The sequence below is a fragment of the Pseudorhodoferax sp. Leaf274 genome, assembly GCF_001422445.1.
Classification (GTDB): domain Bacteria; phylum Pseudomonadota; class Gammaproteobacteria; order Burkholderiales; family Burkholderiaceae_C; genus Pseudorhodoferax.
On the sequence record NZ_LMNA01000001.1, the window covers coordinates 259,763 to 273,001 of the forward strand.

Genomic DNA, 13,239 nt, shown 5'->3' on the forward strand with positions numbered 1-13,239 from the left:
ATCAGGCGGGCCTGGCGCGCAGGCCGCGCAGCTTGCCCACGATGCCCGCCGGGAAGAAATACACCGACAGCACGAACACCAGCCCGAACCACAGCATCCAGCGGTCGGGGTGGAACAGCTCGGGCAGCAGCGGCAGGCCCCGGGCGCCCGCGCTCACGCCGCCCAGCAGGGCCTGCAGGTAGTTCTCGGCCACCACGTACAGCGTGACGCCGACCACCGCGCCATAGACCGTGCCCAGGCCACCGATCACGGCCATGAGCAGGATGTTGAGCATGACGTTGAAACCCACCGTGGTCTGCGGCCCCACATAGCGCAGCCACAGCGCCATCAGCACGCCGGCGCAGGCCGCCATGGCCGCGGCCAGGCAGTTGATGGCGATGCGGTAGTGCAGCGTGCGGTAGCCGATGGCCTCGGCGCGGAAGTCGTTCTCGCGGATCGCTTCGAGCACGCGGCCGAAGCGCGAATTGACCACGCGCAGCATGCACAGGAACAGCGCCAGCGAGACCGCGAACACGAGGTAGTAGACGAAGACCTTGCCGGTGACCGTGACGCCCAGCACGTCGTCTTCGAACGGGCGGAAGGCCGGCATCAGCACCGCGGGCAGGCGGAAGCTGCGGCCGTCGTCGCCGCCCGTGAGGTCCGACAGGCGCAGCACGAGCGCGCCGAACGCGGCGCCGAAGGCAAGCGTCATCATGGTGTAGAAGATCGCGCGCACGCGCAGCGAGATCAGTGCGATCAGGAACGACAGCAGCACCGCCAGCGCGACCGCCGCCAGCGTGCCCAACGCCATCGCGCCCCAGGTGGGCCCCAGGCGGTGCATGGCGATGGCCACGCCGTAGGCGCCGATGCCGTAGAACATGGCGTGCGCGAACGAGACCACGCCGCAGTAGCCCAGCAGCAGATCGAACGAAGCCACCAGCACCACGAACACGCAGATGGTGGCCGCCACGTTCAGCGCGCGCGCACCGGGGAACAGGAACGGCGCGGTGGCCAGGTACAGCAGGATCAACAGCAGCACGCCCGTGAGCAGGCGGCTGCGCGGGAAATCGCCGGACAACAAGTGCGTCAACATTTCAGGCCCTTGTGTGGGGCATCGTCCGCAGACCACGGCCAGGGAATGCAAGCAGGTGCTCGGAAGGCCGCGGAGCAGGCCATGCCAGCGGACGCCGCGGAACGGGCTCTGCCCGGCCGCTGGCGGCGCCCCCTGGAGGGCGTTGGCGGAGCGCGCAGCGCGGAGACTCGGGATGTTTCCATGTCATTGGTTCACGGGATAGAGCCCTTGCGGGCGCCACAGCAGCACGGCCGTCATCACGAGGATGTTCGACACCAGTGCCAGGTCCGGCAGCAGGAAGCCCACGTAGTTGGTGGCCAGCGCGATCAGCATGGCGCCGGCGAAGCAGCCTGTGATGGAGCCCAGCCCGCCGATCACCACGATGATCAGCATCTGCACCAGCACCTCGGCGCCGATGGCCACCGTGAACTGTTCGCGGTAGAAGGCCCACATCACGCCGCCCAGCCCGGCCAGCGCCGAGCCGGCCACGAACACGCCGACGAAGATGCCGCGCACCCGGTAGCCCAGCGCCTCGACCATGGCACGGTTCTCCACGCCGGCGCGGATCAACAGGCCGATGCGCGTGCGTCCCAGCAGCAGCGTGAGGCCGGCGAACACCACCGCGCCCACGCCCACGGCGACGAGCCGGTAGCGCTCCACGCCCACGTCGCCGATGACGATGGAGCCGCGCACGGCCTCGGGCAGCGGCAGCATCATCTGGTTGACGCCGAACAGCACCAGCACCAGCTGCTCGATGATGATCATGGAGCCGATGGTCACGAGGATCTGCTTGAGGTGGTCGCCGTAGACCGGCTTGATGAACAGCCGCTCGTACACCCAGCCCAGCGCAGCCGTCACGAGCATGGCGGCAGCGATCACGGCCAGGATGGCCAGCAGGCTCGCCCCCACCGCCGGCGAGGCCAGCAGGCCCTTGAGCGGCGCCACCAGCAGCGTGGCCGTGTAGGCGCCCACGGCGACGAAGGCCGCGTGGCCCAGGTTCATCACGTCCATGAGGCCGAACACCAGCGTGAGCCCGCTGGCCATGATGAACAGCATCATGCCCATGGCCAGCGCGGCCACGGTCAGCGTGATCCAGGTCGGCACGCTGCCGACCAGGGGCAGCGCCAGCGCGATGAAGCCGGCGATCATGGCGGCCGGTACCCAGTCGCGCGTGCGGCCCGGCAAGGGCTCCGGCGCGGGCTCGGGCGCGGCCAGGGGTGGATCGAGGACGGCCATGGCTTCTCCGGGGGAAGGGGCGGCGGTGCGCACCGTCAATGCACCGCGCCGGCGTGCAGGCCGAGCAGGCGCGACTGCAGCGCCTCGTCGGCCGACAGGTCGGCCATGCGGCCCGTGTGCACGATGCGGCCATCGTCCATCACCGCCACGTGGTCGCCCAGGCTGCGCACGAAGTGGAAGTTCTGCTCCACCAGCAAGATGGTGGTGTCGCGCGCCTTGAGGTCGTCGAAGGCCTGCGCCAGGTTGTCGACGATGGCGGGCGCCAGGCCCTTGGTGGGCTCGTCGATCAGCAGCAGCTGGCGCGGCTCGACGATGGCGCGCGCGATCGCCAGCATCTGCTTCTGCCCGCCCGAGAGCAGGCCGCCGGGCCGCAGCCAGAAGCGCTTGAGCGCGGGGAACAGGCCGAAGATCCAGTCCAGCCGCGCGCTGTCGAAGCGACCCGCGATGGCGGCCAGGCGCAGATTCTCCTGCACCGTGAGGCCGGCGAAGATGCCCATGTCCTCCGGCACGAAGGCGATGCCGGCGCGCGCGATGTCGGGTGTCTTCGCAGCCGTGATGTCGCGGCCATCGAACGTGATGCGCCCGCGGCTGGCCTGCCACAGGCCCATGATGGTGCGCAGCGTGGTGCTCTTGCCGGCACCGTTGCTGCCCAGCAGCACGGTCAGCGCGCCGCGCGGCACCGTGAGGTCCACGCCCTGCAGGATGTGGTACTCGCCGATGTGGGTGTGCACGCCTTGCAGGCGCAGGAGCATGTCCTTCGCAGCCTCAGGCATGCGCCACCTCCTTGCGCGTGCGGCGCACGCCCAGGTAGGCCTCCTGCACGATGGGCGAGGCCATCACCTCGGCCGGCAAGCCGTCGGCCACGAGGCGGCCGTTGTGCAGCACCACGATGCGGTCGGCCAGTGAGTGGATCACGTCCATCTTGTGTTCCACGAGCAGGATGGTCTTGTCGCCGCGCGCCTTCAGGCGGCGGATCAGCTCGAGGATCACCGGCACCTCGTCCACGCCCATGCCGGCGGTGGGCTCGTCGAACATCACCACCTCGGGCTCCAGCGCCATCAGCATCGCCACCTCCAGCTTGCGCTTGTCGCCGTGCGGCAGCTTGGCGGCCTGGTCGTCGCGGCGCGCGGCCAAACCCACCTCTTCGAGGCAGGCATCGGCCTCTTCGATGAGGTCGGCACGCTGGCGCCACATCGCCAGCATGTTGAAGCCGGCGCGGTGCCGGCTCTGCACGGCCAGGCGCACGTTCTCGCCCACCGACAGGCGCGGGAACAGATTGGTCAGCTGGAACGCCCGGCCGATGCCGCGTGCCGTGCGCTGCGCGGCGCTCAGGCGCGTGATGTCCTCGCCCTGGTAGAGCACCTGGCCCGCGCTGGCCCGGAGCTGGCCCGACAGCAGGTTGAAGTAGGTGGTCTTGCCGGCACCGTTGGGGCCCACGATGGCCGTCAGCGTGCCGGCCGCGAAGGCGCAGCTCACACCGTCCACGGCCGCGTGGCCGCCGAAGCGGATGCCCAAGCCACGGCTGGCCAGAGCCGCGTTGCTTGTCATGGGATCAGTTCTTCACCGTGATCGGCACCGGCATCTCGCTGGCCGGAATCTCGCGCACGAGCTCGAACAGATCCCACTCGCTCTTGCCGTCCTTCTTCATGCGGAACTGGTATTGCACCTGCATGGCCTGGTGGTCTTCCTTGCGGAAGGTCATCTTGCCCTTGGGGGTGTCGAACTCCATGCCCTCCATGGCGGCGATGAGCTTGGGCGTGTCCACGCTGCCGGCCTTCTTGATGCCGGCCACGATGGCGGCCGCGGCCGTGAAGCCGCCCGCGGTGAACAGGTCCGGCGGCACGCTGTAGCGCTTCCTGTGCTCGGCCACGAGCCAGTCGTTCATGGGGTTCCTGGGGAAGTCGTAGTAGTAGAAGGTGCCGCCGCCGATGTCCAGCCCCTTCCAGGGCTTGGCGTTCTCCAGGTTGGCGCCGCCGATCGAGAGGAACTCGATGCCGTAGCGGCCCGGGTTCAGCTCGGAGATCTTGCGGATCGGGTTCGGCGCGCCCCAGATCACCACCAGGTACTTCTTGCCCTTCAGGTCTTTCATGCGGTCGAAGATGCGCTGCATGGGCGCCGTGAAGTCCGTGGTCGACAGCGGGATGTACTCCTCGTGCACGAGGTTGGCCTTGCGCCTGGTGGCGCCCAGCGCGTCCTTGAAGGCCTTGACGCCGTCCTTGCCGTAGACGTAGTCGGGCGCGAGGAAGGCCACGTTGTCGCCGTCGCCGAGCGCCGCGGCCGTGGCCAGCGCGTCCTGGAACGAGTTGCGGCTGGCGCGGAACAGGTACTTGTTCCAGGCCGAGCCGGTCAGCGAGTCGGCGATCGCGGGCTCCAGCATCAGGATCCTGCCGTACTCCTCGGCCACGGGCGCCATGGCCAGCGCGCCGCCCGACCAAGAGGTGCCGATGGCGATGTCGGCCTTGTCGTCGGCGAAGGCCTGGGTCAGCAGCGCCTTGGACTGCTCGGGCTTCATCTGGTCGTCCTTGACGATGAGCTCGATCTTGCGGTCCAGCAGCGTCATGGAGCCCTGGGTCAGGTAGTCCAGCGCCAGGCGCACGCCGCGCTCGGTGTCGCGCGCATATTGCTCCGACGGGCCGGTCTTGCTCGCGATCAGCGCGATCTTGATGGGCTTGCCGGCCTGGGCCAGCGCGGCCTGCGGCAGCGCGCAGAAGGCCAGGGCCGCGGTGGCGGCGAGGATCGTGTTCATCAGCATGGCGTGGTCTCCTTCGTTGTGTTCCCGCGGTCAGCCGACGGCACGCCGCTGGCCCTTCCAGTAGGGCTCGCGCAGCACGCGCTTGAGGATCTTTCCGCTCGGGTTGCGCGGCAGCGCGTCGACGATGTCCACGCTCTTGGGGCACTTGTAGTGCGCCAGGTGGTCGCGCATGAAGCCGATGATGGCGGCGGCGTCGGCCTGCATGCCCGGGCGCAGCACCACGCAGGCCTTGACGGCCTCGCCCCAGGTGGCGTCGGGCACGCCGATCACGGCACCATCGGCCACGGCGGGGTGGCGCATGAGCACGTTCTCGACCTCGGCCGGGTAGATGTTCTCGCCGCCCGAGACGATCATGTCCTTGATGCGGTCGTGGATGTAGAGGTAGCCGCCCTTGAGGTAGCCGCCGTCGCCCGAGCGGAACCAGCCGCCGTTGGCATTGCGGCCTTCCGGGTAGGCGGCGGCCGTGGCCTCGGGCTTGCGCCAGTACGCCAGCAGGTTGCGGTCGGACTCGATCCAGACCTCGCCGACCGCGCCCTCGCCCGCCACGTCCTGCTGCGTGATCGGGTCCACGATGCGCAGCCGCGCGCCGCCGATGGGCCGGCCGGCCGAACGCAGCAGCTCGGGATCGGCCGCGCGGTGGTCCTCGGGCCGCAGGAAGGTGGCCGGGCCCGAGACCTCGGTCAGGCCGTAGACCTGCAGGAAGTCGCAGCCGAAGACCTCGAAGGCCTGCTGCAGCACGGTCTCGCTGATCGGCGATCCGCCGTACGCCACCAGCTGCAGGGCGGGCTTGGGCATGTCCTTCGCGCCGGGCACCTGCAGCATGAACAGCAGCATGGCCGGCACCACGAAGGTGTGGGTGATGCCGTGCGCGGCGAAGGCCGCCAGGTAGGCCTTGGGGTCGAAGTCCGGGTACGAGGTGGTCTGCCCGCCCGTGTAGAGCGTCAGCAGCAGCATGGTCATGCCGGCCACATGGAACACCGGCAAGGGATTGCCCAGCACATGGCGCGCGTCGAACTTCCATTCGTGCGACACCACGCGCGAGGTCGACAGCAGGCCCGCGTGCGAGAGCACCACGCCCTTGGGCAGGCCGGTCGTGCCCGAGGAGTACAGCTGCAGCGCCGCGTCCTGCGGGTCCAGCGGCACCGGCGTGCAGTGCTCGCCGAAGCCGGCATACCAGTCGGCCAGGCCCGGCACGCCGCCGGCACCGCCCTGCGTGCAGACCACGGTCTTGACGCCCGGCAGGTCGGCCGCCTGCACGGTCGGCAGGAAGTCGGCATCGGCCATCAGGAAGCCGGCCTCGCCGTCGTTGACGATGTAGGCCACCTCGGCCCCGGTGAGCCGCCAGTTCACGGGCATGCAGACGGCGCCCAGCTTGCACGCGGCCAGGGTGACCAGCAGGCACTCGATGTGGTGCTTGGTCAGCACCGCCACGCGGCTGCCGCGGCCCACGCCGGTGGACGCCAGCGCGTTGGCAAGCCGGTTGGTCTCGCGCTCCAGGTCGGCGAACGTGAGGCGGCGCTCGCCGCAGCGGCAGGCCGTGGCCTGGGGCCGAGTGGCCAGCTGGCGGGCCAGGCCATCGACCAGCGTGCGGTCGTTCGTGGCGGGGTCTTGCATGCGCATGTCCTTGGTTGAAGGGCGGATCCGGCTGGCCACGCGGCCGGCTGCCTGCACCCGGCCCCGCACCCATCGTGGCGATGGCGGAAGGCTACCGGCGGGGTGGCGCCGGCTCTTGCGTCAACTCGCTGTGGCGCTGCGGGTCTGCCCGCACTGCCCACCGGCCCGCGCAGCGCCTGAGCGCAAGACAGGGCGCCCTGCGCGGCATGCCGGGGCGGCGCGCCGCCGCCCCAAGGACTTCAGAACCCGTACAGCGCGGCCGGGTTGTCCACGAGGATGCGCTGCGCCCGCTGCGCATCGCCGATGCAGTCGACTGCCCAGTCGCGCAGCGCGCGGTTGTCGGGCGTGGGCTGCACGTTGGGATGCGGCCAGTTGCTGGCCCAGAGGCAGCGCTCGGCGTGGTGCGCGGCCAGCGCACGCGCCAGCGGTGCCACGTCGGCATAGGCGGGCGGGCCGCTGCGCGAGGTCTCGTAGGGCGCGGCCAGCTTGATCCAGCAGCGCCCGGCGTCCAGCACGCGGCGTAGCGCGACGAAGGCGGCATCGTCCGGCGTGGTCGGGCCGAGGAACTTGCCGATGTGGTCGATCACGAGGCGGCCCGGCAGCCTGCGCAGCCGCTCCGCATGCAGTGGCATGTCGCGGCAGTCGAACTGCAGGTCGATGTGCCAGCCGAGCGGCTCCACGCGCGCGGCCAGGGTCTCCAGCGCGTCCCAGGGCAGCAGGCCGCCGGCCAGCATCATGAAGCGGATGCCGCGCGCACCGGCCGCGTGCAGGCGCTCGAGTTCGGCATCGGGCACGTCGGGCGGCACCACCACGACCGCGCGCGCGTCGGCACCCAGACCCGCCACGGCGGCCAGCGTGCAGGCGTTGTCGAAGCCATAGCCGGTGGGCTGCACGATCACTGCGCGGCGCAGGCCCAGCGCCTGCTGCACGGCACGGTAGGCCGACAGCGGCGCATCGGGCGGCGTGAAGGTGGCGGTGGGCGCCAGCGCGTGGCCGGGCTCGTAGATGTGCACGTGGCAATCGCACGCGCCGTCGAATGCAGCCGAGGTCATGGAAGCTCCGGGAAGTTCAGGACGTGTGAATGAACCGATCGCGCCCACGACGGGGTGAGGCGGGGCGCAGGCGAAAGCGCAGGCCGCCGCCCGGGCTGGTGCCCGGGCAAGGACTGCAAGGCGCGCATGCGGCCTGCTGCGCCCCGGCCCGCAGGGCGAGGCCCTGGGCGCGGCGACCATGATGGAAACAGGTGTTCTCGGGGCCTCGCGTGGGTGTGAGCGGTTCGTTCACACGTTCTCAGGCCGTGGCGGCGGCGAAGGCCGGCCAGCGCCGCACGCGCGTGGCATCGCCCGCGTTGACGGCACCGGGCGGCATCTCGCCACGCAGCAGCGCGCCGAGCTGGGCGACGGTCTCCAGCGCCTGGTGCTCGATGGCCGGCGGCGTGAGGCCGCCGATGTGCGGCGCGGCCACCACGCGCGGATGGCGGGCCAGCGCGGGGCTGGGCATCTGGTCGGGCGCCATGCCCACGTCGAGCGCGGCGCCGCCCAGGTGGCCTGCGTCCAGCGCAGCCAGCAGCGCAGCCTCGTCCACCAGTTCGCCACGCGCCGCATTCACGAAGAACGCACCGGGCCGCATGGCGGCGAAGGCGGCGGCATCGAACAGGTGCCACGTCTCGGGCTTGGCCGGCGCCAGGCAGACGACGAAGTCGCTCTCGGCCAGCAGCGCGGGCAGCGCCGCCTGGCGCAGCGCGCCCTGCGCCGGCACGGCCTCGGGCGCGGCCACGCGCACCTGCATGCCCAGCGCCAGCGCCAGCTCGCACAGGTAGCGCGCGATCTGCCCATAGCCCACCACGCCCAGCGTGCTGCCGCGCAGCTGCCGGCCCATGGCCGGCGCCGGCACCTGGCCCGCGTGGTAGGCCGCCGCATACCGGCTGGTGCCGCGGCCCAGGTCGACCATGGCCCCGACGATCCATTCGGACACCGACGCGATGAAGCCGGCGCTGGCCTGCGTGACCAGCACGCCGTGGCGGCTGGCGGCCGGCACGTCCACCGTGCGGATGTCGATGGCGCAACGCACGAAGGCGGCCAGCTGCGGCAGCGCCGCGAACAGCGCCTCGGGGCCGGCCGTGCCGCGGTAGGCGATCAGCGCGTCGCAGCCGTCGAGCGCGGCCACGAGTTCCGGCAGTGCGAGCTCGCGCGCCTCGGGGTTGCAGCGCACATCGGCCACGCTGCGCAGCTGCGCCAACGCGCGCTGCCCGAAGTAGTGGTCGAGCTTGTCCTGCGGGTGGCTCACGAAAACCGTCGTCATGTCTGCCCTGTTCTCATTGCGGTGGCGGCGCCACGGAAGCGCGCTCGACCAGCCGCACCTGGTGGAAGATCTGTTCGGGCGGCGGCGCACCCTCGCCCGCGATGGCCTCGACCATGGCCTGCGCCATCTCGCGGATGGGCAGTTGCACATGGGTCAGGCCGGGGTTGGACAGCGCCGCGAGGAACAGGCCGTCGATGCCCACGACCGAGACCTCGCCGGGCACATCCACCCCGCCCTCGCGCAGCCCGGCCATGAGGCCCAGCGCCATGAGGTCGTTCAGCGCGACCAGCCCGGTCGGCCGCCGCGGGTCGGCCGCGAGCTGCAGGCCCATGGCGCGGCCGACCTCGGCGATCACCGAGTCGCCGTATTCGTCCAGCGGCCCGCCATCGAGCACGCTGGCGCTGGCGGCCAGGCCCGCGGCCGCGGCGGCGGCATGGAAGCCCGCCATCTTGTCGCGCCGGCTCATGGTCATGCCGGCCACCGTGACGAAGGCCAGCCGGCGGTGGCCGTGCGCGACCAGGTGCGCCGCGGCCAGGCGGCCGGCCTCGAAGTTGTCGGGCGTCACATGGCCCACGGCCGAGGGCTGGCCCGGCGTGGCGCGCCGGTCGTAGCTCATCACGGCCATGCCGCGCTCCACGGCCGACTCCAGGTGCCGCTCCTCGGCCAGCGAGGAGATCACGATCACGCGGCGCACGCCGTGCGCCAGCATGTCCTCGAAGAAGGCGGCCTCCTTGGCCGCGTCGCGGTAGGTGCTGCCAATCAAGAGGCGCAGGCCGAAGCGCTCCTGCGCGCAGGTCTCCACCTCGCGCGCGATGAAGCCGTACATGGGGTTGGCCATCGAGGGCACGAGCAGGCCGAGCAGCGGCGTCTGCCCGGTCTTGAGCTGCTGGGCCAGCTTGCTCGGGCGGAACTGCAGGGCCTCGATGGCGGCCTGCACGCGCGCACGCGTCTCGGGCCGCATGCGGTCGCCCCGGCCGTTGAGCACGTTGGAGACCGTGCTGGCCGAGACCTCGGCATGGCGGGCGACATCCTGGATGGTGGTCACGTGGGAAGAAGCTGTTCAGTTGTTCAAAGGGCCAGCGCGCAGTCGCAGGGCACGAAACCGGCTCGCAAGCAGCGGTTCAGAAGGCCGCGGAGCAGGCCCCGCGGGGCCGGCTCTGCCGGACCGCTGGGTGCGCCCCTGGAGGGGGATGGGACTTCTACCCGCAGTGAGAAGTCCAAACGGGGTGGTTTCATTTCACAGGCCGAGCCGGTTCGGCAGCCACAGCGAGAAAGCGGGCACGAGCACCAGCACGATGAGCGTGGCCAGCAGCACTGCCAGGTACTTCATCATAGGCCGGGCCACATCGCGCACCGTGGTGCCCGTGATCGCACAGGTGGCGAACAGGCCGAGGCCGATCGGCGGCGCGAACAGGCCCAGGCCCATGGCGATGACCATCACGGTGCCGAAGTGCAGCAGGTCGATGCCCAGCTGCTGCGCGATGGGCGCCAGCAGCGGGCCGAAGATGATCAGCGCGGGCGCGCCTTCCAGCACGGCGCCGAACACGATCATGATGCCGACGGCCAGCAGCAGGAACATGGTGCTGCCATAGTCCTGCGCGAACGCGATCATCCAGCCCGAGACCATCTGCGGGATCTGCTCGATGGTCAGCGCGAACGACACGCTGGACGCCGCCGCCACGATGAACAGGATGCTGCCCGCCATCGACGCCGAGCGCACGAACAGCCGCGCCACCGAGGCCATGGTCAGCTCGCGGAAGGCCAGGCCGCCGACCACCAGCGCGTACACCACGGCGAAGGCCGAGACCTCGGTCGAGGTGGCCACGCCCGAGGTCACGCCCTTGCCGATCATGCCGACCATGAGCAGCGCCACGAGCGCGCCGCCGATCAGCGGCAGCAGCGCGGTGCGCTTGTCGAAGGCGTCGTCCGGGTTGATCTTCTTGCCCACGATGACGGCGATCACGGCCAGCGACAGCGCCAGCACCGCGGCCGGGATCAGCCCGGCCATGAACAGCCCCGCGATCGAGATGTTCGCGACGAAGCCCATGATGATCATGTTGATGCAGGGCGGGATGGTCTCGGCCATCACGGCCGTGCAGGCCAAGAGGCCCGCGGCCTCGTTCGGGTCCTGCTTGGTGCGGCGCACGGCCGGCATCACGATGCCGCCGACGGCCGCGATGTCGGCCAGCTTGGAGCCCGACACGCCCGAGAAGAAGGCTGTGGCCAGGATGGAGATGATGCCCAGCCCGCCGCGCACGCGGCCGAACATGCGCAGCAGCAGCTCGATGAGCCGCGCCGACATGCCGTTGGCCTCCATCAGCAGGCCGGCCAGCACGAAGAACGGGATCGCCAGCAGCACGAAGTGGTCGGCCCCGGCCATGACCTGCTGCGAATACACCAGCATCGGCAGGCTGGGGTCGGACAGGAAGTACAGCAGCGCCGCGAACGCCAGCGCAAAGCCGATCGGCACGCCCAGCACCAGGCCGCCGACGAAGCCCACGGCCAGCAGCAGGCCGTGCGGGATGGCATGGCCGGGCAGCACCAGGTTCCAGCCGTAGACCACGAGTGCGGCCACGACGCAGCCGATGAGCGTAGCGCGCACCAGGCGGCCCGGCCCGTTGCAGGCGTTGGCGATGCCGAACAGCGTCATGAACGCGCTGCCGAACACCACCGGGAACACGTAGAGCCACTGCGGCAGGCCGATGGAGGTGGTCTGCTCCCAGGTGTCCACCAGCAGCAGCACCGAGGACAGGCACAGGCTGGCCGACACGCCGGCGATGATCCAGTGCACGACCTGGATCATGGCGGGCCGCCAGCGCGTGGGCAGCATGTCGCGGAACAGGTCCACGCCCACGTGCTGGCTGCGCGCCAGCACCGTGGCCGCGCCGAAGAACACCAGCACGATCATGAGTGCCCGCGCGATCTCCTCGGCCCAGTCCACCGGGTCGTGCAGGAAGTAGCGGAACACCACCGACAGGAACACCACCACCACGTCGACCGCGAGCACGATGCCCGAGAGCGCCTCGGTCGCGCGCGTGAGGCGGCCGAGCCAGTTGCCGGCCGTGGTGTCGGACCGGAAACCCAGCGTGGGTGCTGCGGCTGCCTCTGCGCTCATGCCTGTCCCCGCGCTGCGTCGATGGCCTTGAACAGCGGCTCGGTCACCGGGTACTGCTTGGCGAAGCCCGACCACAGCGACTTCTGCATCTCGGCGCGCACGCTGGCGCGCTCGTTGGCCGCCATCGGGAAGAACGTCATGCCCTTGGCCTTGAGTTCCTCCACCGCCGCCGTGCTCTTCTGGCTGGCGATGGTGCGCTGCTGCGCGGTGGCATCGGCCACGGCCTTCATGAAGGCCGGCTTGAGGTCGGCCGGGATCTTGCCCATGCCGCGCTTGCCGATCACCACCACCATGGGGCTGAACAAATGCTCGGTCAGCCAGCAGGACCTGGTCACCTCGTTGAGCTTGCTGGCCAGCACGGTGGCGGCGTCGTGCTCGAAGCCGTCGACCACGCCGGTCTGCGCCGCCATGTAGAGCTCGCCGAAGGGGATGGGCGTGGGGATGGCGCCCATGGCCTTGAAGGTCTCGATGAAGGCCGGCGTGGGCAGCACGCGCAGCTTGACGCCCTTGATCTCGGCCAGCGACTTGACGGGCGCCTTGGTGTAGACGCTGCGCGCGCCGAAGTGCGAGGCCCAGGTCAGCACCGAGCAGCCCGAGCGCTTGTTGAGGATCTCGTCCAGCTGCTTGCCGACGCTGCCGTCCAGCGCCTTGCCGGCGTGGGCGTAGCTGTCGAACAGGTAGCCCAGGTCGAGCATGCCGATCTCGGGCGCCACGGTGGCGAAGATCGACGAGCCCGTGACCATCATGTCGATGGAGCCGACCTTGACCTGCTGCACCACGTCGGCCTCCTTGCCGAGCTGGTTGTTCGGGAAGTAGTCGATCTTGAAACGCTCGCCGGTGCTGGCCTTCAGCGCCGTTTCGAAGCTGCGGTACCAGACGAAGTGCGCGGCGTTGTCGTCGGCCAGCATGGACGAGGAAAAGCGCAGCGCGATGGGCGCCTGCGCGCGCGCCACCCAGGGCGCGGCGGCGCCGGCGGCCACGGACGACAGGGCGGCGGTCTGCAAGAAGCTTCGGCGGGATGGCATGGCGGTCTCCTGGAGTGTTTGTGTATCGGTTTACTGCATCGATTTACTATATCGATACACACAAGCCACGGTCCATCGGGTTTACCCGCAGCGCGCGCGGGCGCCGAGCGTGGCATCCGTCACACTTGCGCGACATTTGTGCGGC

11 protein-coding genes are annotated in these 13,239 nt (G+C 70.4%); all 11 read right to left on the reverse strand.

Annotation, left to right across the window (positions count from 1 at the left end; translation table 11 throughout):
• Nucleotide 1: 1 nt before the first annotated feature.
• A complete protein-coding gene (locus tag ASF44_RS01170) occupies nucleotides 2-1,072 on the reverse strand; it encodes a branched-chain amino acid ABC transporter permease (protein WP_056897347.1) in 1,071 nt (356 codons plus the stop codon).
• Nucleotides 1,073-1,255: 183 nt separating this feature from the next.
• A complete protein-coding gene (locus tag ASF44_RS01175; protein ID WP_056897348.1) occupies nucleotides 1,256-2,287 on the reverse strand; it encodes a branched-chain amino acid ABC transporter permease in 1,032 nt (343 codons plus the stop codon).
• A 35-nt stretch (nucleotides 2,288-2,322) separates the two neighbouring features.
• The gene (locus tag ASF44_RS01180; RefSeq protein WP_056897349.1) at nucleotides 2,323-3,060 is read right to left on the reverse strand and encodes an ABC transporter ATP-binding protein; all 738 of its coding nucleotides are present in this window, start codon (nucleotides 3,058-3,060) and stop codon (nucleotides 2,323-2,325) included.
• Entirely contained in the window at nucleotides 3,053-3,835 is a 783-nt protein-coding gene (locus ASF44_RS01185) for an ABC transporter ATP-binding protein (RefSeq protein ID WP_056897350.1), read from the reverse strand. The genes ASF44_RS01180 and ASF44_RS01185 overlap by 8 nt, the downstream gene beginning before the upstream one ends.
• A gap of 4 nt (nucleotides 3,836-3,839) precedes the next feature.
• A complete protein-coding gene (locus ASF44_RS01190) occupies nucleotides 3,840-5,039 on the reverse strand; it encodes a substrate-binding domain-containing protein (protein ID WP_156374314.1) in 1,200 nt (399 codons plus the stop codon).
• 30 nt (nucleotides 5,040-5,069) lie between these two features.
• On the reverse strand, nucleotides 5,070-6,653 hold the full coding sequence (locus ASF44_RS01195; RefSeq protein ID WP_162243771.1) for a long-chain-fatty-acid--CoA ligase: 1,584 nt from the start codon (nucleotides 6,651-6,653) through the stop codon (nucleotides 5,070-5,072).
• Between the two features lie 239 nt (nucleotides 6,654-6,892).
• Entirely contained in the window at nucleotides 6,893-7,705 is an 813-nt protein-coding gene (locus ASF44_RS01200; RefSeq protein ID WP_056897352.1) for an amidohydrolase family protein, read from the reverse strand.
• Between the two features lie 238 nt (nucleotides 7,706-7,943).
• Nucleotides 7,944-8,954: an NAD(P)-dependent oxidoreductase gene (locus ASF44_RS01205; RefSeq protein WP_056897353.1), complete on the reverse strand. Its 1,011-nt coding sequence runs from the start codon at nucleotides 8,952-8,954 to the stop codon at nucleotides 7,944-7,946.
• 13 nt (nucleotides 8,955-8,967) lie between these two features.
• On the reverse strand, nucleotides 8,968-9,999 hold the full coding sequence (locus tag ASF44_RS01210) for a LacI family DNA-binding transcriptional regulator (RefSeq protein ID WP_056897354.1): 1,032 nt from the start codon (nucleotides 9,997-9,999) through the stop codon (nucleotides 8,968-8,970).
• A 192-nt stretch (nucleotides 10,000-10,191) separates the two neighbouring features.
• The gene (locus tag ASF44_RS01215) at nucleotides 10,192-12,069 is read right to left on the reverse strand and encodes a TRAP transporter large permease subunit (RefSeq protein WP_082524449.1); all 1,878 of its coding nucleotides are present in this window, start codon (nucleotides 12,067-12,069) and stop codon (nucleotides 10,192-10,194) included.
• Entirely contained in the window at nucleotides 12,066-13,094 is a 1,029-nt protein-coding gene (locus ASF44_RS01220) for a TRAP transporter substrate-binding protein (protein ID WP_056897355.1), read from the reverse strand. Before ASF44_RS01220 ends, ASF44_RS01215 begins: the two co-directional genes overlap by 4 nt.
• Nucleotides 13,095-13,239: the final 145 nt, after the last annotated feature.

Coding starts and splice junctions, on each gene's coding strand:
- ASF44_RS01170 (WP_056897347.1), bottom strand. CDS start 1,072: ATGTTGACGCACTTGTTGTCCGGCGATTTCCCGCGCAGCCGCCTGCTC.
- ASF44_RS01175 (WP_056897348.1), bottom strand. CDS start 2,287: ATGGCCGTCCTCGATCCACCCCTGGCCGCGCCCGAGCCCGCGCCGGAG.
- ASF44_RS01180 (WP_056897349.1), bottom strand. CDS start 3,060: ATGCCTGAGGCTGCGAAGGACATGCTCCTGCGCCTGCAAGGCGTGCAC.
- ASF44_RS01185 (WP_056897350.1), bottom strand. CDS start 3,835: ATGACAAGCAACGCGGCTCTGGCCAGCCGTGGCTTGGGCATCCGCTTC.
- ASF44_RS01190 (WP_156374314.1), bottom strand. CDS start 5,039: ATGCTGATGAACACGATCCTCGCCGCCACCGCGGCCCTGGCCTTCTGC.
- ASF44_RS01195 (WP_162243771.1), bottom strand. CDS start 6,653: ATGCAAGACCCCGCCACGAACGACCGCACGCTGGTCGATGGCCTGGCC.
- ASF44_RS01200 (WP_056897352.1), bottom strand. CDS start 7,705: ATGACCTCGGCTGCATTCGACGGCGCGTGCGATTGCCACGTGCACATC.
- ASF44_RS01205 (WP_056897353.1), bottom strand. CDS start 8,954: ATGACGACGGTTTTCGTGAGCCACCCGCAGGACAAGCTCGACCACTAC.
- ASF44_RS01215 (WP_082524449.1), bottom strand. CDS start 12,069: ATGAGCGCAGAGGCAGCCGCAGCACCCACGCTGGGTTTCCGGTCCGAC.
- ASF44_RS01220 (WP_056897355.1), bottom strand. CDS start 13,094: ATGCCATCCCGCCGAAGCTTCTTGCAGACCGCCGCCCTGTCGTCCGTG.